This is a genomic window from Blastococcus sp. SYSU DS0619, from assembly GCF_054051035.1.
Genome location: NZ_JBJHAM010000001.1, coordinates 1 through 18,146, shown reverse-complemented (window position 1 = coordinate 18,146; position 18,146 = coordinate 1). Strand labels below are relative to the sequence as shown.

Here is an 18,146-nt window from a genome sequence, read left to right as displayed (position 1 = left end):
GCATCGGCCATGCCGGTGATCGGATTCCACAACTCGCACGAGCAGGTCCACCCCACCGCACTGCTGGACGCCGTCCGGCACGCCGAGGAGGTCGGCTTCACCGCCGCGATGTGCTCGGACCACCTGACCCCCTGGAACCCCCGGCAGGGTGAGTCGGGGTTCGCCTGGTCGTGGCTGGGCGCGGCGATGGCCACGACGTCCCTGCCGTTCGGTGCGGTGAACGCTCCCGGCCAGCGCTACCACCCGGTGATCGTGGCCCAGGCGATCGCCACCCTCGGCGCGATGTTCCCGGGGCGCTTCTGGGTCGCCCTGGGCAGCGGCGAGGCCATGAACGAGCACGTCACCGGTGACAAGTGGCCGCGCAAGGACGTGCGCGACGCCCGGCTGCTGGAGTGCGTGGCGGTCATCCGCGCGCTGCTGGCGGGGGAGGAGGTCAGCCACGACGGGCTGGTCACCGTCGACCGCGCCAAGGTCTACACCACCCCCGAGCAGCAGCCGGCCCTCGTCGCCCCCGCGGTCAGCGCGGCCACCGCCCGGAACGGCGCCGCCTGGGCCGACGGCCTGGTCACCATCAACCAGCCGCACGACAAGCTCCGCGAGGTGATCGCCGCCTACCGGGACGCCGGAGGCCAGGGGACGCTGGCGCTGCAGGTGCACGTGTCCTGGGATCCCGACCCCGACCGGGCGCTGGGGATCGCCCACGACCAGTGGCGCAGCAACGTCTTCCCGCCCCCGCTGTGCTGGGACCTCGACAGCCCGGAGGCGTTCGAGCAGGCCAGCGCGCACGTGACGCCGGAGGACATGGCCGGCCCGGTCCGCATCTCCGCCGACCTCGGGCAGCACACCGCCTGGCTGCAGGAGTACGTGGACCTCGGGTTCGACCACATCTACCTGCACCACGTCGGCGTCGAGCAGCGGGCGTTCCTCGACGCCTTCGGCGCGCACGTGCTGCCGCAGCTCGGCGTGACCGCGCCGTCCCCGGCGGTGGCGGTGCAGCGATGAGGATCACCGACACCAGCGACCTGTGGTGGAAGAACGCCGTCGTCTACTGCCTCGACGTCCAGACCTACATGGACTGGAACGACGACGGGGTGGGCGACCTCCAGGGCCTGGCGCAGCGGCTGGACCACCTCGCCGACCTCGGCGTCACCTGCCTGTGGCTGATGCCCTTCTACCCGACCGCCGGACGCGACGACGGCTACGACATCACCGACTACTACGGGGTCGACCCCCGGCTGGGCGACCACGGCGACCTCGTCGAGGTGATCCGGACGGCGAACGACCGGGGGATGCGGGTGATCGCCGACCTGGTGGTCAACCACACCTCCGACCAGCACCCGTGGTTCCGGTCGGCGAGGGCGAGCAAGGACTCCCCGTACCGGGACTTCTACGTGTGGCGCGGCGACGAGCCGCCGGACACCAGCGACCAGGTGGTCTTCCCGGACGCCGAGGGTGGGATCTGGTCGCACAGCCCGGAGACCGGCGAGTGGTACCTGCACCGCTTCTACTCCGAGCAGCCCGACCTCAACGTGGCCAACCCGAAGGTCCGCGACGAGATCGCCAAGATCATGGGGTTCTGGCTGCAGCTGGGCCTGTCCGGGTTCCGCGTGGACGCCGTGCCGTTCCTGCTGGAGACGGCGGGGCTCGACGAGGACACCGCCGCGCAGCTGCCCGACCCCCACGGGTACCTCCGCTCGCTGCGCGCCTTCCTCGGCCGGCGGACCGGCTCCGGCGTGCTGCTCGGCGAGGTGAACCTGCCGTTCGAGGAGCAGGTGCGCTTCTTCGGCGGCCACGACGGCGACGAGCTGACCATGCAGTTCGACTTCAACACGATGCAGCAGACCTACCTGTCGCTGGCCCGCGAGGACGCCGGGCCGCTGGCCGCCTCCCTGGCCGCCCGCCCGGCCATCTCCCCGGACAGCCAGTGGGGGACCTTCGTCCGCAACCACGACGAGCTCACCCTCGACAAGCTCACCGACGACGAGCGCGCGGAGGTCTTCGCCGCGTTCGGCCCCGAGCCGCGGATGCAGGTCTACGACCGGGGCCTGATCCGGCGGCTGCCCCCGATGCTGTCCGGCGATCCGCGCCGGGTGCGGATGGTCTACAGCCTGCTGTTCGCCCTGCCAGGCACCCCGGTGCTCTTCTACGGCGAGGAGATCGGCATGGGGGAGGACCTTTCGGCCGGCAGCCGGCTGTCGGTGCGCACCCCCATGCAGTGGACCGGCGAGGCGAACGGCGGCTTCTCCCGCGCCCCGGCCGACGAGCTGACCCGGCCGGTGGTCGACGGCGGCTTCGGCCCGGAGTTCGTCAACGTCGCCGACCAGCGCCGGGACCCGGAGTCGCTGCTGTCGTTCATGAAGCTGCTCGTCCGGCGCTACCGGGAGTCCCCGGAGCTCGGCTGGGGCGAGTTCGCCGTCCTCGACCAGCCGCACCCCGGGGTGCTGGCCCTGCTGTGCACGTGGGACGACGCCGCGCTGGTCACCCTGCACAACCTCGGGCCCGAGCCGCGGACGGTGCCAATCACCGTTCCCGGGTGCGACGCCGGGCACCGGCTGGAGGACCTGCTGACCTCCGGCAGCACCGCCCTGGGGGACGACGGCGCCGCGGAGATGGCGCTGGAGGGGTACGGCTACCGCTGGCTGCGCGTGGTCGGGCAGGACAGCCGCCGGCTGCTGTGAGCGGGGCGGGCGCCGGCCCGGGACGCCCGACGGCGGGGGGTCAGCCGGTCAGCGCCAGCCACAGCGGCAGGGTCAGCAGCGCGGCCGTGGTCGTCGCCGACACCTGGGCGGCCACGAACGCGCCGTTGCCCTGCATCCGCGCGGCCAGGACGTAGGCCGCCGTGGCCGGGGGCACGGCGGCGAGGGCGAGGACGACGAACCGCTGGTCGCCCTCCACCCCGAGCAGTGCCGCGAGACCCAGGGCCACCGCGGGCACGGCCAGCAGCTTGACCGCGCCCAGGTAGACGGCCATGAGGCGCTGCCCGCGCGGCAGGCCGGTCAGGCGCAGGGCCGCGCCGACCGCGAGCAGGCCCAGGGGCACCGCGGCGGCGGCCAGCCGGGAGAGCGTCGCGTCGACGGGGGAGGGCAGCGTGAGCCCGAGGACGTTGCCGCCGAGGCCCGCGACCGTGGCGAGGATGAGCGGGTTGCGGGCCACGGCGGCCAGCACCCGGGGGCCGTGCCCGCCGGCCGCTCCGCCGGGCGCGCTGCGCGCCAGCGCCGTGACCGCCAGGACGTTGACCAGCGGGACCGTCACCCCGAGCAGCACGCCCATGAGCGCGAGGGCGGGGACGCCCAGGTCGTCGACCAGCGCCAGGGCGATGAAGGTGTTGAAGCGGAACGCCGTCTGCCACCCCGAGGCCGCCGTCATCCGGTCGACGCCCGGGAGCCACCGGACCACCGCACCCAGCAGGGCGCCGGCGGCGAGCGCCCCCAGCGCGGCCAGCACCGCCCCTCCGGAGCCGGCCGCGGCCAGGTCCGCCGACAGCGTGGTGCGGAGAAGCAGGGCGGGGAAGAGCACGAAGTAGACCAGGCGCTCCAGGTCGACCCAGAAGCCCGGTGACCGCCAGGCGAAGTGGCGCAGGAGCAGGCCGATGAGGAGGAGCGCGAACTCCGGCAGGACCAGCGCAGCCGCGTTCACCGGGGGAGCGTAGCCAGCTGCGTGGGCAGGCTCCGGCGCGGCATCACGGTGCGTGAGGAGCCCGCCGGGGCGGCGTCCCCCGCTCCTGGGGTGGGTGGGCCTAGCGTGGCGTACGAGGTGATCGATTCATGAGTGAACGCAACGGAAGTACCGCCGCCGGCCCCGGGACCGCCGAGATCCCGGTCGTGCGGCCCGCCGCCCCGGCGACGGAGACAGCACCTCCGGTGCCCGAGCCGGCGACCGCGCCGACGTCCGCGCCGACGTCCGAGGCGGCGACCGCGCCGGAGGGCGCGGCCGGCCCCGCGGGGGAGGGCGACGACGTCGTCCCCGGCATGCACCCGACGGCGCCGGTGAGCAGCCGCCCCCGGCCGCGCATGCCGCGCATGCCGCGCCGCGGACCGCTGACGGTGATGGGGCCGTGGGCCCCGGTCGCGGGCGGGCTGCTGGGGCTGCTGGTCGGGCTGATCGTCGTCCTCGTGCTCGGGGGTTCGGCCGACGTCTTCGAGGACCGGCTGGCCCTCGCCTTCGCCGTCGTCGGGCTGAGCCTGCTCGGGGCCGCCGGCGTCCTGCTCGCCGACGAGGTCCGCATCGTGCGGCAGCGCGCGCGGGAGGCCGGCGTCCGGCCGCAGTGGGTCGAGTCGACCGCGACGCTGGTCAACGGCCTGACGCCGGCCCGGCTGCTGCTGCTGGTCAGCGCGTTCGTGCTCTTCCTGTCCGCCTACGTCAGCCGCGGCTGACGGAGCCGGTGCCGCCCCGTCCCACGCCCCGATGGCGTGGGCGGGGCGGAGCGCGCGTCAGGTGTAGGCCTGGACACCCAGGTGCACCGCCAGGGCGAGCCCGGCGACGGCGATGACCGTGCGCAGCGCGGCCTGCGGGGCCCGGCGCACCACCCGGGGGCCGAGCCGGCCACCGAGGAAGAAGCCGATCGCCAGCGGCAGCGCCGCCGCCCAGGCGACGTCGGCGAGGACGACGAACCCGATGGCCGCCACGCCGTTGGCGACCCCGAGGACCACGTTCTTCATCGCGTTGCCCCGCGGCAGGCCCTCACCGGTGGCCAGCAGGAACATGGCGAGCAATAGCACCCCCGCGGCGGCGCCGAAGTAGCCGCCGTAGACCGCCACGGCGAAGGTGCCCAGCGGCAGCCACCGCGGGTCGGGCGCGGGCGCGTGCTGCGCCCCGGCGGCGGCCAGCTCGCGCGGCGGCCGCTGCACGAGGATGGCCACCGAGGCCCCGCCGATCAGCCAGGGGACGAGCCGCTCGAACGCGTCCGGGGGCGTGAGGAGCAGCAGGCCCGCTCCGGTGACGCCGCCGAGCACGGCGGCCAGCAGCAGCGGCCGCAGCCTCCGGCCCTGCCCGCCGAGCTCCGGTCTGGAGGCGCTCACCGAGCCCACCGCGCTCAGCACCAGCGCGACGGTGTTGGTCACGTTCGCGGTGACCGGCGACAGCCCGGTGGCCAGCAGCGCGGGGTAGCTCACCAGGGAGGCGAGCCCCGCGATGCTGCCGGACAGGCCCGCGCCGACCCCGGCCAGCAGGAGGAAGCCGAACTCGAGGGCGCTCATCCGGTCAGCAGCACCGCGATGGCGACGATGCCGAGGACGACGATCGCCGTCCGCAGCACCGCGGCGGGGAGCCGGCGGCCGTACTGGGAGCTGACCGCCCCGCCGACGAGGGCGCCGGCGGCCAGCAGCCCGGCGGCGCCCCAGTGGATCCGGTCGGTGGCCACGACGACGTAGGCGCCGGCGGCCACCGCGTTCACGGTGAGGGTCAGCACGTTCTTGAGCGCGTTGAGCCGCTGCAGCGACTCGCGCAGCAGCAGGCCGAAGATGCCTATCTGCAGCACGCCCTGGCTCGCGGCGAAGTAGCCGCCGTAGGTGCCGGTGACGTACGCGCCGGCGAACAGGGCGGCCAGCCGCCCACCCGTGACCGGTGCCGGCTCGTCCGTACCCCGGGCCGGTAGCCGGCGCGCCACCAGCGGCTGGACCACCACGAGCAGGACCGCGATGCCGATGAGCACCGGCACCACCGCCTCGAAGGTGGCGGCGGGGAGGTGGAGCAGCAGGAACGCGCCGGTCAGCGCGCCGAGCAGCGAGGCGGGCATCAGCCGCAGGAGCAGCCGCCGCTGGCCGCGCAGCTCCCGCCGGTAGCCGATCGAGCCGCTCAGGTTGCCCGTCACCAGCCCCAGGGAGTTGCTGATCGTGGCGGTCACCGGCGGCAGCCCGACGGCGAGCAGCACCGGGAAGCTGACCAGCGTCCCCGAGCCGACGACGGCGTTGATCCCGCCCGCGGCGAACCCGGCGGCCGCCACGGCGACCATCTCCCACCCCGTCATGCCGGTCAGCCGTGCGCGGCGACGCGGGCCAGCAGCCCGTCGTCCAGGTCGCGGTCGGTGTAGACCAGCCGGACGGCGTCGGGGTCGGGGTTGCCGGCGTCGGGCCCGCGCCAGGCCAGCGAGAGCCCGGCCCGTTCGGCCCGGCCCCTGGACCGCAGATTGTGCTCCAGCAGGTACGCCACGACCGGCCGCTCCGGGGCGACGGTGCGGGCCGCGTCGATCGCCGCCCTCACCAGTTCGGCCGCGAGCCCCGTGCCCCAGGCCGCAGGCGTGAAGCGGTAGTAGAGGTTCCACCACGCCGTCCCGACGCGGAGGGCGCACCCGCCGGTGCCGACGACGTCACCGGCACGCAGGTCCGTTCCCGGCAGGTCCGCGCGCAGCCGCGCCGTCCAGTAACCCAGGCCGTCCCGCTGCCAGTGGCCCAGCGAGTGCCGGATGCCCCGCATCGTCTGCTCCGCCGAGGTGTGCCGGCCCGACGGCAGGTGCGCCCAGACGCCGGGGTCGGACATCAGGGCGACGTGCTCGTCGAGGTCGCCCTCGACGACCGCGTCCAGGGTGAGCCGGGGGGTCTGCCGGTGCCGCACGCTCAGTCCTTGCGGCCGGCGTCCACGAGGCGGATCACCGCGGCGCCCTCCTCGTCGGAGGCCTCGAGGTCGACCTCGACGTCGAAGCCCCAGTCGTGGTCGCCCGCGGGGTCGTCGACGATCTGCCGCACCTTCCAGACGCCGGGCTCGGCCTTGTCCCAGATGAGCAGCGCGGGCCCGCGGGCGTCGGCGCCGGTGTTCACCTCCGCGTGCTCGGCGAAGTAGGCCTGCACCACCTCGCCCCAGCGGTCGGCGTCCCAGCCGGAGCCGGCGTCCAGCTCGCCCAGGTCGTACCAGCGGCGGCGGCCCCACAGCTCCACCCGGCGGAACAGGGCGTTGCGGACCATCGCGGTGAAGGCGCGCTCGTTGCCGGTCAGCGGCCGTGGGCGGGCGGGGACGGCGACCGGTACGTCGAGCGGCTGGTCCGGCGAGGTGAGCTGCTCCCACTCGTCCAGCAGCGAGCTGTCCACCTGGCGCACCAGCTCGCCGAGCCACTCGACGAGGTCGGTCACCTCCTCGGTGCGCGCCGCGGCGGGCACGCCGGACCGCAGGGCCTTGAAGGCGTCGGAGAGGTACCGGAGCACGGCGCCCTCGGCGCGGGTCAGCCCGTAGGTGTTCACGAACTCCCGGAAGGTGAACGCCCGCTCCCACATCTCGCGGACGACGGCCTTCGGCGACAGCTGCCCGTCGGCCGCCCACGGGTTGCTCTGCCGGTAGACGTCGTAGGCGTGCCCGAGGAGCTCCTCCAGCGGCTTGGGGTAGCTGACCTCCTCCAGCAGCTCCATCCGCTCGTCGTACTCGATGCCCTCGGCCTTCATCTGCGCGACTGCCTCGCCCTTGGCCTTGTTCAGCTGCGCCGAGAGGATCTGCCGGGGGTCGTCGAGGGTCGCCTCGATGACGCTGACGACGTCGAGGGCGTAGGTGTCGGACTCGGGGTCCAGCAGGTCGATCGCCGCGAGCGCGAACGTCGACAGCGGCTGGTTGAGCGCGAAGTCCGGCGGCAGGTCCAGCGTCAGGTCGTAGCGGCGGCCGTCGGGCTCCGGTTCGGGCAGCCGCTCCAGCACGCCGGCCTGCAGCAGCGACCGCGCGATGCCGATGGCGTCGCGGATCAGCTTGAGCTGCTTCGGGCGCGGCTCGTGGTTCTCGGTGAGCAGCCGACGCATGGCGAGGAACGGGTCACCCGGCCGGTCGACGACGTCGAGGACCATCGCCGTCGTCACCCGCATGTGGCTGGTCAGCTTCTCGGGCTCGCCCTCGACCAGGCGGTTCATCGTCGACTCGCTCCACGGCACCATGCCGTCGGGCACCTTCTTGCGCACCAGCTTGCGGCGCTTCTTCGGGTCGTCGGCGACCTTGGCGAACTGCTTGAGGTTCTCCACCTCGTGCTCCGGCGCCTGGACCACGACAGTGCCCGCGGTGTCGTAGCCGGCGCGGCCGGCCCGGCCGGCGATCTGGTGGAACTCGCGCACCTGGAGCAGCCGGGTGCGCGTCCCGTCGTACTTGGACAGCGCCGAGAAGACGACGGTGCGGATCGGCACGTTGATGCCGACGCCCAGGGTGTCGGTGCCGCAGATGACCTTGAGCAGCCCGGCCTGCGCCAGCTGCTCGACCAGCCGCCGGTACTTGGGCAGCATGCCGGCGTGGTGGACGCCGATGCCGTGGCGCACCAGCCGCGACAGCGTCGTCCCGAAGGCGGAGGAGAACCGGAAGCCGCCGATCATGTCGGCGATCGCGGCCTTCTCCTCCTTGCTGCAGACGTTCACGCTCATCAGCGCCTGCGCGCGCTCCAGCGCCGAGGCCTGGGTGAAGTGGACGACGTAGACCGGCGCCTGCGAGGTGTCCAGCAGCTCCTGGATCGTCTCGTGCATCGGCGTCGTCGCGTAGTAGTGGTGCAGCGGCACCGGGCGCTCGGCGTTGGCGACCAGCGCCGTCGGGCGGCCGGTGCGGCGGGTCAGGTCCTCGCGCAGCGACGTGACGTCGCCGAGGGTGGCGCTCATCAGCAGGAACTGCGCCCTCGGCAGCTCCAGCAGCGGCACCTGCCAGGCCCACCCGCGGTCGGGGTCGCCGTAGAAGTGGAACTCGTCCATGACCACCAGGCCGATGTCGGCGTCGGCCCCTTCCCGCAGCGCGATGTTGGCCAGGACCTCCGCGGTGCAGGCGATGATCGGCGCACCGGCGTTGACGCTCGCGTCACCGGTGAGCATCCCGACGTTGGCCGCCCCGAAGACGCCGCACAGGGCGAAGAACTTCTCGCTGACCAGGGCCTTGATCGGGGCGGTGTAGTAGCTGCGCCGGCCGGCGGCGAGGGCCGCGTACTGCGCGCCGGTGGCGACCAGCGACTTGCCCGAGCCGGTGGGGGTGGCGAGGACGACGTTGGCGCCGCTGACCAGCTCGATCAGCGCCTCCTCCTGCGCCGGGTACAGCGTCGTGCCGCCCGCTTCGGCCCAGGCGGCGAAGGAGGCGAAGAGCTCGTCGGGATCGCCGCCTCTCGCGCGCAGCGCGGAGAGGTCGGTCGGGTCGTCGATCAGCGGCGGGGCGGTCATCGTGAGCGACAGCGTGCCCGACGCCTCCTGCCTTCCCGCACCCGACCGGCGGTCCGCGCCAGGTCACGGATCGATAACGGAACCTGGGAGAACGGATACCGCCCGCCGATGTGGGGAGAAGGTGAACAACAGGTGAACGAGAGGTGGCGGGAACATGCGCGGACAGGATTGCCCGGAGTGCCGGTGGGTGCAGGTCGTCGACAAGGCGGGGCGACGTCGGTTCGAGATGCGGTGGCAGCTGCCGATCGGCGCCCCGGCCACGGAGTCGCTGGCCCGCGCCGCCTGACACCCGCGACGCGCAGGTTCCTCGCGGGCTCCGGCGGGTAGCGCGCGGAGGCCGGTCCCGGTGAGCACAGCCCGGGCCGGCCCGCCCTACCGCACCGGAGGAGAACCATGTCGTCGCCCCGTCCCGAATCGCAGCCCGTCCAGCAGCAGACCCCGCCCGGCACGCTGGGGGAGATGGACCCCAAGCCCGACCACGGCGAGGAGAGCTACACCGGCTCCGGCCGGCTCGCCGGCAAGGTCGCGGTCATCACCGGCGGGGACAGCGGCATCGGCCGCGCCGTCGCGATCGCGTTCGCCCGGGAGGGCGCCGACGTCCTCATCTCCTACCTGAACGAGCAGGAGGACGCGCAGGACACCGCGAAGTACGTCGAGGACGCCGGTCGCCGGTGCGTCCTCGTCCCCGGCGACCTCTCCGACCGCGCGCACGCCAAGACGATCATCCCCAAGGCGGTGGAGGAGTTCGGCCGGGTCGACGTCCTGGTCAACAACGCCGCGTTCCAGATGAGCCACGACTCCCTCGAGGAGATCTCCGACGAGGAGTGGGACCACACCCTCGCCACGAACCTCTCCGCGATGTTCACCCTCACCAAGGACGCGATCCCGCACATGCGGCCGGGCGCCTCGATCATCAACTCGTCGTCGGTGAACTCCGACAACCCCAGCCCGAACCTCATCGCCTACGCGATGACGAAGGCCGGCATCGCCAACTTCACCGCCAGCCTCGCCCAGCTCTACGCAGAGAAGGGCATCCGGGCCAACAGCGTCGCGCCCGGGCCGATCTGGACGCCGCTGATCCCCTCGACGATGCCCGAGGAGAAGGTGGAGAGCTTCGGCCAGCAGGTGCCCCTGGGCCGGCCCGGGCAGCCGGCCGAGCTCGCGCCGGTCTACGTGCTGCTCGCCAGCGACGAGTCCTCCTACGTCTCCGGCGCGCGCATCGCCGTCACCGGCGGCAAGCCGATCCTCTGACGCAGGTCGCTGATGATCAGGTGACCTGATCGTTCCGGGTCCTGGCTCACCACCGGTGCCGAGCCAGGACCACCAGCGATCAGGTCACCTGATCGTCGTGGCGAGCGCGGCGATGTCGGCCGGGCGGACCCGGCAGCAGCCGCCGACCAGGCGGGCGCCGGCCCCGATCCAGGCGACGACGGCGTCCGGGGCGACGCCGGGGGAACCCGCCCAGCGGCGGGTGGTCGCATCCCACACCTCGCCGCTGTTCGGGTAGGCCACGACCGGCTTCCCCGCCGCGGCCGCTGCGGCGATCGTGGGGCCGACCGCGGCGGGCGCGGTGCAGTTGACGCCCACCGCGACGACCTCGGGGACGTCCGCCACCATGGCGTACACGTCGGCCGCCCGTTCACCCCGGCGCGTGCGGGGCACCCCCGCGTCGTCGAGCACGGTGGTCAGGGACAGCCAGATGGGCGCACCCAGGGAGACCGCCTCGGCGACCAGCGCCTCGACCTCGGCGGCTGCGGGCACGGTCTCGCAGGCCAGCACGTCCGCGCCGGCCTGCGCCAGCATCTCCATCCGGGGCCGGTGGAAGGCGCGCAGTGCGGAGACGCCCACCTCGGCCACGTAGGCGCCGGTGTACTCGGAACCGTCGGCCAGCATCGCGCCGTAGGGGCCGACGGATCCGGCGACCCAGCCGTCTCCCTGCCCCTCCCGGGCGAGGAGAACCGAGCGCTCGATCAGCTCCTGCGCCTGCCGCCGGGTCAGCCCGGTGCCCACGAACCCCTCGAGGGTCGCCTGGTAGCTGGCGGTCGTCGCCACCTGGGCGCCCGCGGCGGCGAAGGCGGCGTGTGCCGCCACGATCGCAGCCGGGTCGTCACGAAGCAGCCGCGCCGACCAGAGCGCCGAGGAGACGTCGGCGCCCCGTGATTCGAGCTCGGTCGACAATCCACCGTCGAGCACGACGGTCCCGGCGGCCAAGGCGGCAGCGAGATCAGGCATGGCTGCCATCTTCCTGCGGTACCTCCCTGCCGTGGTGTTCATCTGGAGCAGTGGCATGGGTCCGCGACGACGGCGGCGCGGTCCGCGCTACGGCGGCGGTTATCGCGGGCACTACGCGGGCCACTACGGCCGCGGGTACGGCCGGCCACCCGGGTACGGCTACGGCAACCGGCGGCGGAACGACTCCTGCCTGCGCGACCTGCTCTTCCTCAACACCGGCTGCTGCCTGGCCAACGCCGTCGGCTGCGGACTGGAGCTGATGCTCGTCGCCCCGCGGTCGCTGCCCGCGATCCGGGCCGGTCAGCAGGGCACCGGAGCGGCGGCCCGCCTGGTGGCCGCCGTCCGCTTCTACCAGCGCGAGATCAGCCCGAAGCGGCGACCGTGCTGCTCCTTCACCCCGACCTGCTCGACCTACGCGATCGAGGCGCTGGAGACCCACGGCGCGCTGCGCGGCTCCTGGCTGACCCTGCGCCGGCTGGTCCGCTGCCGCCCGGGGGCGGCCGGCGGCGCCGACCCGGTGCCCGCCTGACCCGCTGCCGGGAACTCGGCTGTGCCGGGCGGTGGGCCTCGCCTACGGTCCGACCGTGATCCCCGCTTCCGAGGCCGAGTCCGAGGCCGAGTCCGAGGCGGAGACCGACGCCACGGCCGGCGTGGCGACGTGGCGGGACCCCGGCTGGCGCTCGGCGGCCCTCGACTGGGCCGTCGAGCAGCTGGACCGCACGGGACGGCAGCTCGACGGAGCGCCGGAGCAGCCGCACGTCCGGGCCTGGTCGACGGCGTTCCGGCTGCCGCTGCGCGGCGGCGGTGCCGTCTGGCTCAAGTCGGTCGGCCCGGGCTCGGCGCACGAACCGCCGCTGGCCGGGGCGCTCGGGCGCTGGGTGCCCGGGCACGTCCTGGTGCCGCTCGCGGTGCACCGGCGACGGCGGCTGCTCCTCCTGCCCGACGGAGGCCGCACGCTGCGGGCGACCGGCCCGGCGGACCTGACCGCCTGGGAGGCGATGCTCCGCTCCCGCGCGCGGCTGCAGCTCGCCCTGGTGCCGCACGCCCGGGCGCTGCTCGAGCTCGGCGTGCCCGACCACCGGCCGGAACGGCTGCCCGGGCTCGTGGCGGAGCTGCTCGGCGACGACGAGGCCCAGCGCCCCGGTCACCCTGGCGGGTTGTCGCTCGCGGACCGCGACCGGGTCCTCGCCGACCTCCCTGGGTATGTGCGTGCGTGGCACGCGCTGGCCGCCGGCCCGGTGCCGGCCACGCTTCAGCACGACGACCTGCACGACGCGAACGTCTTCGTCGCCGGCGGCCGCCACCGGTTCTTCGACTGGGGCGACTCCTCGGTGTCGCACCCCTTCCTGACCTTGGTCGTGACGCTGCGGTTCGCCGCCCGCGTGCTCGGCCTGCCCGACGGCGACCCCGACCTGCTCCGCCTGCGCGACGCCTACCTCGAGGAGCGGCGGGACCTCGGCGCGCCCGGTGAGCTCCGGGAGCTGTGCGACCTGGCCCTGCGGGTCGGCCCGCTGCAGCGTGCGCTGACCTGGCGGCGGATCCTGCGGGGTGTCCACGCCGACGAGCGCGCCGAGTGGGACGGGCAGGTGCCCGGCTGGACCGCCCGGCACCTGGCGCCGGGCCCGCTGGCGTCCCGGGCGTGAGCCGCGTCGGCCACACTGTCCCCGTGCCCGGGACCGACGACGCCTCCGGTGACCTCCCGGTCACCGGCTCCCTCGTCGTGCCCGCGGCCGCGTTGACCTGGCGGTTCTCGCGGTCGTCGGGCCCCGGCGGTCAGGGCGTCAACACCGCCGACTCCCGGGTGGAGCTGTCGGTGTCGCCGCTGGACATCCCGGGCCTCGGCGACCCCCAGCGCGCCCGGTTGGCGGCGCGGCTCGAGAACAGAATGGTCGACGGCGTCCTGACCGTCGTCGCGAGCGAGCACCGGCAGCAGCTGCGCAACCGGCAGGCCGCCCGCGAGCGCATGGCGGCCGTCCTCCGTGCCGCCCTCACCCCGCCGGCTCCGGCCCGGCGCCGTACCAAGCCGACCCGGGGGTCGAAGGAACGCCGGATCGAGGCGAAGAAGCAGCGCGGGCAGCTGAAGAAGCAGCGCCGCAGCTGGGACTGACGGCGGGACGTCTCCGCAGGGACGTCCCGCCGTCAGTCGGTCAGCTCAGCCGCTGCTGCAGGTGCACGGTGACCTCCTGGCCCGCGCGGCTCTTGCCGATGGCCGAGCAGATCGCCGCACGCAGCGGCAGCCAGTGCGGGCCGGTGCCCGACGGCATGAGCGTGGCCGCGAAGGCGTGCCCGTCGGCGGTGCCGGTCACCTTGACCGCCCGGCGGGTGCCCAGCAGCTCGGCCGAGCCGGGCACGACCAGGTAGGTGGGGAAGGCGCCGTCCTTCTCGATGGGCGCGGTGAACGTGAGGTCCAGGGGGATCGGGCTGCTCATACCCCTACCGACCCTCGGTGCGGCGACAACTCATCGCAGCGCCGCCGGAGGAACGCGCGTTCGCGGTCGTTGCCCGCCAGCGCCAGCGCCGCCTCGTAGGACGCCAGCGCCTCGGCCGTGCGGCCCAACCGGCGCAGCAGATCGGCGCGGACGGCCGGCAGCAGGTGGTGGCGGGGCAGGTCCAGCCCCTCGGTGAGCGCGAGGCCGGCGTCCGGTCCAGCCACCTCGGCGACGGCGACGGCGCGGTGCAGGGCGACCACCGGGCTCGGCGCCAGGGTCATCAGCAGGTCGTACAGCGCCACCACCTGCGCCCAGTCGGTCGCCGCGGCATCGGCGGCGTCGGCGTGCACCGCCGCGATCGCCGCCTGCACCTGGTAGGGGCCGGGCCGGTTGCGTCGCAGGCACCCGCGCACCAGGTCCTGCCCCTCGACGACCAGCCCCCGGTCCCACCGGGACCGGTTCTGGTCGGCCAGCAGCACGAGGTCGCCGTCGGCGGTCGTCCGCGCCGGGCGGCGGGCCTCGGTGAGGAGCATGAGCGCCAGCAGCCCGAGAACCTCCTGTTCGTCGGGCATCAGCTCGGCGAGGAGCCGCCCCAGTCTGATCGCCTCGGCGCACAGGTCCTCGCGCACCAGGTGCGTCCCCGAGGACGCGGCGTACCCCTCCGAGAACACCAGGTAGACGACGGCGAGCACGGCCGGCAGCCGGTCGGGGAGCTCGGCGTCCGTGGGGACGCGGTAGGGGATGCGCGCGTCCCGGATCTTGGCCTTCCCCCGGACCAGGCGCTGCGCCATCGTGGGCTCGGGCACCAGGAAGGCGGCGGCGATCTCGGCCGTGGTGAGCCCGCCGATCAGCCGCAGGGTCAGCGCCACCCTGGCCGGCACGGCCAGGGCCGGGTGGCAGCAGGTGAAGACGAGCCGCAGCCGGTCGTCGCGCACGGGCCCCTCCTCGGGTGCGGGCGAGTCGTCGAGCAGCAGCGCGGCCTGCACGTACCGGTCCGTGCGCGTGCTCTCCCGCCGCAGGCGGTCGATCGCCCGGTTGCGGGCGGTCGTGATGATCCAGCCGGCCGGGCTGGGCGGGACGCCGTCGGCCGGCCAGCGGGCGACGGCGGTGAGGAAGGCGTCCTGCACCGCCTCCTCGGCGGCGTCGACGTCACCGAGGAGGCGGATCAGGACGGCCACCGCCCGGCCGTGGTGCTCGCGGAAGACCCGCTCGATCTCGGCGACGGCGTCGGGCACGGGGGTCAGAAGCGCTGGGCGACGGGCCGGACCTCGACCGGCAGGCCGCCGAGGACGCGGGCGAGCCGGCCTGCCCAGAGCAGGGCCTGGTCCAGGTCCTCGGCCTCGATCACGTCGAACCCGCCGATGAACTCCTTGCCCTCGGCGTAGGGGCCGTCGGTGACGAGCACGTCGCCGCCCTCGGCGCGGACGACGGTCGACGCCTCCGGCTGGTGGAGGGCGGCGGCGAACACCCAGACCCCCGCCGCCTGCATCTCTGCGTTCAAAGCCGCGAGCTCCGCCATCACCGGCGCCAGGTCCTCCGGCGAGGGGATCTCGCCGACCGGCTGGACGATGTTGAGCAGGTACTGCGCCATGGTTGCCTCCTGGGGCCGGGCGCCGGCCCGTGCCGGTCGCTCACCCTCTGTACGAGCGAGGACCGGCCTGATCGACACCGTGGCGCGACTTTCTCAGCACGGGCACCGGCGGCGCCAGCACGTCCGGAGCGACCGGGGGTGGACCGGCTGGCGGGATCGGCCGCGGCGCGGCGTCAGCCGGCGAGGACGGCGGCCATCAACCGCCGCGCCCGCCGGCCCTCGGGCACCGGCAGCAGCGGGTGCACGTGGACGAGGCCCTCCTCCTCGTGGTGGTCGACCGGTACGCCGGCCGCTCGGGCGCGGTCGACCAGCAGCCGGGTGTCAGGGCTGGTGATGTCCCGGGTGCCGCTGAAGACGGTCAGCGGGCCGAGCCCGGCCAGGTCGCCGAACAGCGGGCTGACCAGCGGATCGGTCAGCGGCAGGTCACCCCGCCAGAGCTCGATCGCCGCCCGGGTGCCGGGGCGGGCCAGCCAGGGGTCCTGCGGCTCCACGACGTCGATCTCCGGGTTGGCCAGGGTCAGGTCCAGCGCGGGCGAGACGAGCACCGTCCGGTGCAGCGGTGGCAGGCCCCGGTCGCGGAGCAGCAGCGCGGCGGACAGCGCGATCTGACCGCCGGCCGAATCACCCATCGCGGTGACCCGCCCGGCGCCGTGCCGGTCGGCCAGCGCGCCGACGAGGTCCGCCACGGGAGGCACCACCGTCGCCGCCGTGCCCACGGGCGCCAGCGGGTAGACGGGCACGGTGATCGCGGTGCCGCTGCGGGCGGCGAGCCGGGCGACCAGGCGCCAGTGCAACGGGTGGATCTGGTTCACCCAGGCGCCGCCGTGCACGTAGACGGCGGCGCGGTCCGGCGTCCGGTCGCGAGGGAGCACGCGGTAGACCGGCCAGCCGGTCGCGTGGTCGACGTCCACCACGACCTCCACCGGGCCGAGTCGGCGGGGCGGCCCGTACGGGACGGGGCGCAGCAGGCGCTCCTGCACGCCCCGCAGCATGAGCTCCGGGTGCTCGAACTCCCGCCGGAAGCGGAGCAGGCGCATCAGCGGGGGAAGCAGGCGGCCGGCAATGCTGGGCACGGAACCTCCGGGGTCGGTCAGGCCGGGGGTGCGGTCGGCGTCCCGGACAGCGGTCAGCTGAGCGAGAGCGGTTCGCGGACGAGCACCCACAGCGGCAGTTCGTCGTCGGTGGTGCGGGTCGTCTCGGTCACCTGGAAGCCGAAGCCGCGGAGGAACCGCACGTTCGCCCAGCCGAAGACGGCCGCGGCGGCCGGGGTCTTCTCCTCGTCGCAGCGCACCAGCACGGGCGCGAGGACGCCAGCGGCGAGCCCCCGGCGGCGGGCCGACGGGCGCACCCCGAGGTGGCGCAGCCACCAGTGCGGCCGGTCGGGCCGGGCGGCGGTGAGGAAGGCGTCGGTCTCGGCCACCGCGCGGGCCCGCGGCCCGCTCAGGTACGGCAGCTCCCGGGCGAGGGCGGCGCGCACGTCGTCGGCCAGCGGGCGGGTGCCGGCGGCGCCGGCCGGTGGTTCCCAGACGGCGACGGCGTCCAACGCCTCGGTGACCCAGGCCGTGCCGGTGGAGACCCCGCGGTGGGCGGCGTCCAGCTCGTGCAGCCGGGTCAGCCGCTGCATCCGCCCGTCGTCGGGCAGCGCCCAGCGGGTCCAGCGGGAGTCGGCCAGCGCGACCGTGAGCGTGGCGGCGATGGCGGGCACGTCCCGCTGCTCGGCGACGCGGACGTCGGGCCCGGGCTCGTCCGGGTCGTCGATCCGCCGGACGATCGGGCCGGGAGGGGTCACCCCCGAATTCGACCACGACCGACGACGACGGGGGCCGCCCCGGGTGGGACGGCCCCCGTCGTCGTGGGCGCTCGGGCCCCTGCGCCGCGGCAGGGACCCGCTGTCAGACGGCGTCGAAGCCGGCGCGGTCCACCTTGCGGTGGTACCGCTCGCCCAGCTTGCCGCCGAGGATGGCGCCGACCAGCGTCAGCACCAGGACCGCGACCAGGGCGATGATGCCGCCGGTCGTGGCGGTGCCCTCGTCGATCGGGATGCGCGGCAGGTTCAGCTGCTGGAGCACGTTGTACTCGGAGCCGAAGAGCAGGCCGGCCAGGGCGAGCGCCAGGACGACGAGCAGGCCGATGACCCACACGGCGATGCCCTGGCGGACCCCGTCGAAGCGCGCCATCCGGCCGGCGACGTAGCCGCCGGCCAGGTAGGCGAGGAAGAGGACGACCAGCAGGACGATGCCGCCGACGATGCCGATCGTGCTCGCCTGCTCGGTGGCCTCCTCGACCGTCGGGACGCCCTCGGTGAGGCCGACGGCGACACCGGCGGCGCTGATCAGCGCGATCAGCAGGACGGCCAGCCCGTTCGCGGAGAGCCAGCCGAAGAACGCTGCACCCCACTTGATGCCGCCGTAGCGGGAGTGCTGCGCGTCGACGGCGTCACGGCCGGCGCCGCGGGTGACGTGCGCTCCGTCCGGGCCGACGCCGGTGTCGTCGCCGTGCGCGGAAGCGGGGGTGGACATGGGGGTGCTCCTCGGGGAGGGGGACGGCGGGCAGGGGTGCCGGCCGGGAGATCGGTCCGGGGGGGGGGGGGGGGGGGGGGGGGGGGGGGGGGCGCCGCCCCCCCCCCCGCGCGGGGGCCGGGGGCGGGGGCGGGGGGGGGGGTGGGGGGGTGGGCGCGGGCGGGGGGCCCGGCCGCGCACCTGGCCGGCGCGCGCCTGTGGGAGGCGTCCGCCGGCTACGACCGCACGCCGGCCGAGATCGCCGGGCTGTTCGACACCGTCTACGTCAGCTTCTACAAGGGCC

At 74.8% G+C, this 18,146-nt stretch carries 20 protein-coding genes; 8 read left to right on the top strand and 12 right to left on the bottom strand.

The window, feature by feature from the left end:
- Nucleotides 1-9 precede the first annotated feature (9 nt).
- Both ACI79T_RS00100 and ACI79T_RS00095 read left to right on the top strand, forming a co-directional pair.
- On the top strand, nucleotides 10-1,002 hold the full coding sequence (locus ACI79T_RS00100; RefSeq protein ID WP_456608006.1) for a TIGR03885 family FMN-dependent LLM class oxidoreductase: 993 nt from the start codon (nucleotides 10-12) through the stop codon (nucleotides 1,000-1,002).
- A complete protein-coding gene (locus tag ACI79T_RS00095; RefSeq protein ID WP_456608005.1) occupies nucleotides 999-2,678 on the top strand; it encodes an alpha-amylase family protein in 1,680 nt (559 codons plus the stop codon). The genes ACI79T_RS00100 and ACI79T_RS00095 overlap by 4 nt, the downstream gene beginning before the upstream one ends.
- A 40-nt stretch (nucleotides 2,679-2,718) precedes the next feature.
- Here the strand turns inward: ACI79T_RS00095 and ACI79T_RS00090 are convergent, their stop codons facing one another.
- Nucleotides 2,719-3,636, bottom strand: coding sequence for an AEC family transporter (locus ACI79T_RS00090; RefSeq protein ID WP_456608004.1), 918 nt, complete (start codon nucleotides 3,634-3,636; stop codon nucleotides 2,719-2,721).
- Nucleotides 3,637-3,764: 128 nt separating this feature from the next.
- Here ACI79T_RS00090 and ACI79T_RS00085 point away from each other — a divergent pair, with 128 nt between their 5' ends.
- Nucleotides 3,765-4,373, top strand: a complete 609-nt coding sequence (locus ACI79T_RS00085; RefSeq protein WP_456608003.1) for a hypothetical protein — start codon at nucleotides 3,765-3,767, stop codon at nucleotides 4,371-4,373.
- Nucleotides 4,374-4,430: 57 nt separating this feature from the next.
- Here ACI79T_RS00085 and ACI79T_RS00080 read toward each other — a convergent pair whose 3' ends face one another.
- From ACI79T_RS00080 to ACI79T_RS00065, 4 genes are read right to left on the bottom strand one after another with little or no spacing between them, the layout of a single operon-like run.
- Nucleotides 4,431-5,195, bottom strand: a complete 765-nt coding sequence (locus tag ACI79T_RS00080; protein WP_456608002.1) for a sulfite exporter TauE/SafE family protein — start codon at nucleotides 5,193-5,195, stop codon at nucleotides 4,431-4,433.
- On the bottom strand, nucleotides 5,192-5,965 hold the full coding sequence (locus ACI79T_RS00075; protein ID WP_456608001.1) for a sulfite exporter TauE/SafE family protein: 774 nt from the start codon (nucleotides 5,963-5,965) through the stop codon (nucleotides 5,192-5,194). The genes ACI79T_RS00080 and ACI79T_RS00075 overlap by 4 nt, the downstream gene beginning before the upstream one ends.
- 5 nt (nucleotides 5,966-5,970) lie before the next feature.
- Nucleotides 5,971-6,549, bottom strand: a complete 579-nt coding sequence (locus tag ACI79T_RS00070; protein WP_456608000.1) for a GNAT family N-acetyltransferase — start codon at nucleotides 6,547-6,549, stop codon at nucleotides 5,971-5,973.
- Nucleotides 6,550-6,551: 2 nt separating this feature from the next.
- Nucleotides 6,552-9,092, bottom strand: a complete 2,541-nt coding sequence (locus ACI79T_RS00065; RefSeq protein ID WP_456607999.1) for a DEAD/DEAH box helicase — start codon at nucleotides 9,090-9,092, stop codon at nucleotides 6,552-6,554.
- A 154-nt stretch (nucleotides 9,093-9,246) separates the two neighbouring features.
- Here ACI79T_RS00065 and ACI79T_RS00060 point away from each other — a divergent pair, with 154 nt between their 5' ends.
- Together ACI79T_RS00060 and ACI79T_RS00055 are read left to right on the top strand one after the other, a co-directional pair.
- Nucleotides 9,247-9,378 carry a hypothetical protein gene (locus ACI79T_RS00060; RefSeq protein WP_456607998.1) on the top strand — a complete coding sequence of 44 codons (132 nt, stop codon included), beginning with the start codon at nucleotides 9,247-9,249 and terminating at the stop codon, nucleotides 9,376-9,378.
- Nucleotides 9,379-9,485: 107 nt separating this feature from the next.
- Nucleotides 9,486-10,343 carry an SDR family oxidoreductase gene (locus ACI79T_RS00055; RefSeq protein ID WP_456607997.1) on the top strand — a complete coding sequence of 286 codons (858 nt, stop codon included), beginning with the start codon at nucleotides 9,486-9,488 and terminating at the stop codon, nucleotides 10,341-10,343.
- 84 nt (nucleotides 10,344-10,427) lie between these two features.
- Here ACI79T_RS00055 and mmuM read toward each other — a convergent pair whose 3' ends face one another.
- The gene (mmuM, locus tag ACI79T_RS00050) at nucleotides 10,428-11,324 is read right to left on the bottom strand and encodes a homocysteine S-methyltransferase (RefSeq protein ID WP_456607996.1); all 897 of its coding nucleotides are present in this window, start codon (nucleotides 11,322-11,324) and stop codon (nucleotides 10,428-10,430) included.
- Between mmuM and yidD the strand changes: the two genes are divergently transcribed.
- Genes yidD through arfB form a run of 3 tightly spaced genes read left to right on the top strand, consistent with a single transcriptional unit; the run spans nucleotide 11,323 to nucleotide 13,431 of the window.
- Nucleotides 11,323-11,853 carry a membrane protein insertion efficiency factor YidD gene (gene yidD / locus ACI79T_RS00045; protein WP_456607995.1) on the top strand — a complete coding sequence of 177 codons (531 nt, stop codon included), beginning with the start codon at nucleotides 11,323-11,325 and terminating at the stop codon, nucleotides 11,851-11,853. The genes mmuM and yidD overlap by 2 nt on opposite strands.
- Before the next feature lie 55 nt (nucleotides 11,854-11,908).
- Complete coding sequence (locus ACI79T_RS00040) at nucleotides 11,909-12,967, top strand: hypothetical protein (RefSeq protein ID WP_456607994.1); 1,059 nt, start codon at nucleotides 11,909-11,911, stop codon at nucleotides 12,965-12,967.
- Nucleotides 12,968-12,990: 23 nt separating this feature from the next.
- Nucleotides 12,991-13,431, top strand: a complete 441-nt coding sequence (arfB, locus tag ACI79T_RS00035) for an alternative ribosome rescue aminoacyl-tRNA hydrolase ArfB (RefSeq protein WP_456607993.1) — start codon at nucleotides 12,991-12,993, stop codon at nucleotides 13,429-13,431.
- A gap of 40 nt (nucleotides 13,432-13,471) precedes the next feature.
- Here the strand turns inward: arfB and ACI79T_RS00030 are convergent, their stop codons facing one another.
- The 6 genes from ACI79T_RS00030 to ACI79T_RS00005 form a co-directional block, all read right to left on the bottom strand.
- Nucleotides 13,472-13,753 (bottom strand): DUF1905 domain-containing protein, encoded by a 282-nt coding sequence (locus tag ACI79T_RS00030; protein WP_456607992.1) that lies wholly within the window; start codon nucleotides 13,751-13,753, stop codon nucleotides 13,472-13,474.
- A complete protein-coding gene (locus tag ACI79T_RS00025; RefSeq protein WP_456607991.1) occupies nucleotides 13,750-14,988 on the bottom strand; it encodes an RNA polymerase sigma factor in 1,239 nt (412 codons plus the stop codon). Before ACI79T_RS00025 ends, ACI79T_RS00030 begins: the two co-directional genes overlap by 4 nt.
- Nucleotides 14,989-14,993: 5 nt before the next feature.
- Nucleotides 14,994-15,344: a YciI family protein gene (locus ACI79T_RS00020; protein ID WP_456607990.1), complete on the bottom strand. Its 351-nt coding sequence runs from the start codon at nucleotides 15,342-15,344 to the stop codon at nucleotides 14,994-14,996.
- A gap of 173 nt (nucleotides 15,345-15,517) precedes the next feature.
- The gene (locus ACI79T_RS00015) at nucleotides 15,518-16,417 is read right to left on the bottom strand and encodes an alpha/beta hydrolase fold domain-containing protein (protein ID WP_456607989.1); all 900 of its coding nucleotides are present in this window, start codon (nucleotides 16,415-16,417) and stop codon (nucleotides 15,518-15,520) included.
- A 53-nt stretch (nucleotides 16,418-16,470) separates the two neighbouring features.
- Entirely contained in the window at nucleotides 16,471-17,133 is a 663-nt protein-coding gene (locus tag ACI79T_RS00010; RefSeq protein WP_456607988.1) for an N-acetyltransferase, read from the bottom strand.
- Between the two features lie 103 nt (nucleotides 17,134-17,236).
- Entirely contained in the window at nucleotides 17,237-17,863 is a 627-nt protein-coding gene (locus ACI79T_RS00005; RefSeq protein WP_456607987.1) for a hypothetical protein, read from the bottom strand.
- Nucleotides 17,864-18,146 lie beyond the last annotated feature (283 nt).

Excerpts from the sequence above, each read along its gene's own strand:
- ACI79T_RS00075 (WP_456608001.1), bottom strand. The coding sequence starts at position 5,965 with ATGACGGGGTGGGAGATGGTCGCCGTGGCGGCCGCCGGGTTCGCCGCG.
- ACI79T_RS00020 (WP_456607990.1), bottom strand. The coding sequence starts at position 15,344 with ATGGCGCAGTACCTGCTCAACATCGTCCAGCCGGTCGGCGAGATCCCC.
- ACI79T_RS00080 (WP_456608002.1), bottom strand. The coding sequence starts at position 5,195 with ATGAGCGCCCTCGAGTTCGGCTTCCTCCTGCTGGCCGGGGTCGGCGCG.
- ACI79T_RS00060 (WP_456607998.1), top strand. The coding sequence starts at position 9,247 with ATGCGCGGACAGGATTGCCCGGAGTGCCGGTGGGTGCAGGTCGTCGAC.
- ACI79T_RS00055 (WP_456607997.1), top strand. The coding sequence starts at position 9,486 with ATGTCGTCGCCCCGTCCCGAATCGCAGCCCGTCCAGCAGCAGACCCCG.
- ACI79T_RS00085 (WP_456608003.1), top strand. The coding sequence starts at position 3,765 with ATGAGTGAACGCAACGGAAGTACCGCCGCCGGCCCCGGGACCGCCGAG.
- yidD (WP_456607995.1), top strand. The coding sequence starts at position 11,323 with ATGGCTGCCATCTTCCTGCGGTACCTCCCTGCCGTGGTGTTCATCTGG.
- ACI79T_RS00095 (WP_456608005.1), top strand. The coding sequence starts at position 999 with ATGAGGATCACCGACACCAGCGACCTGTGGTGGAAGAACGCCGTCGTC.
- mmuM (WP_456607996.1), bottom strand. The coding sequence starts at position 11,324 with ATGCCTGATCTCGCTGCCGCCTTGGCCGCCGGGACCGTCGTGCTCGAC.
- ACI79T_RS00065 (WP_456607999.1), bottom strand. The coding sequence starts at position 9,092 with ATGACCGCCCCGCCGCTGATCGACGACCCGACCGACCTCTCCGCGCTG.
- ACI79T_RS00030 (WP_456607992.1), bottom strand. The coding sequence starts at position 13,753 with ATGAGCAGCCCGATCCCCCTGGACCTCACGTTCACCGCGCCCATCGAG.
- ACI79T_RS00005 (WP_456607987.1), bottom strand. The coding sequence starts at position 17,863 with ATGTCCACCCCCGCTTCCGCGCACGGCGACGACACCGGCGTCGGCCCG.
- ACI79T_RS00100 (WP_456608006.1), top strand. The coding sequence starts at position 10 with ATGCCGGTGATCGGATTCCACAACTCGCACGAGCAGGTCCACCCCACC.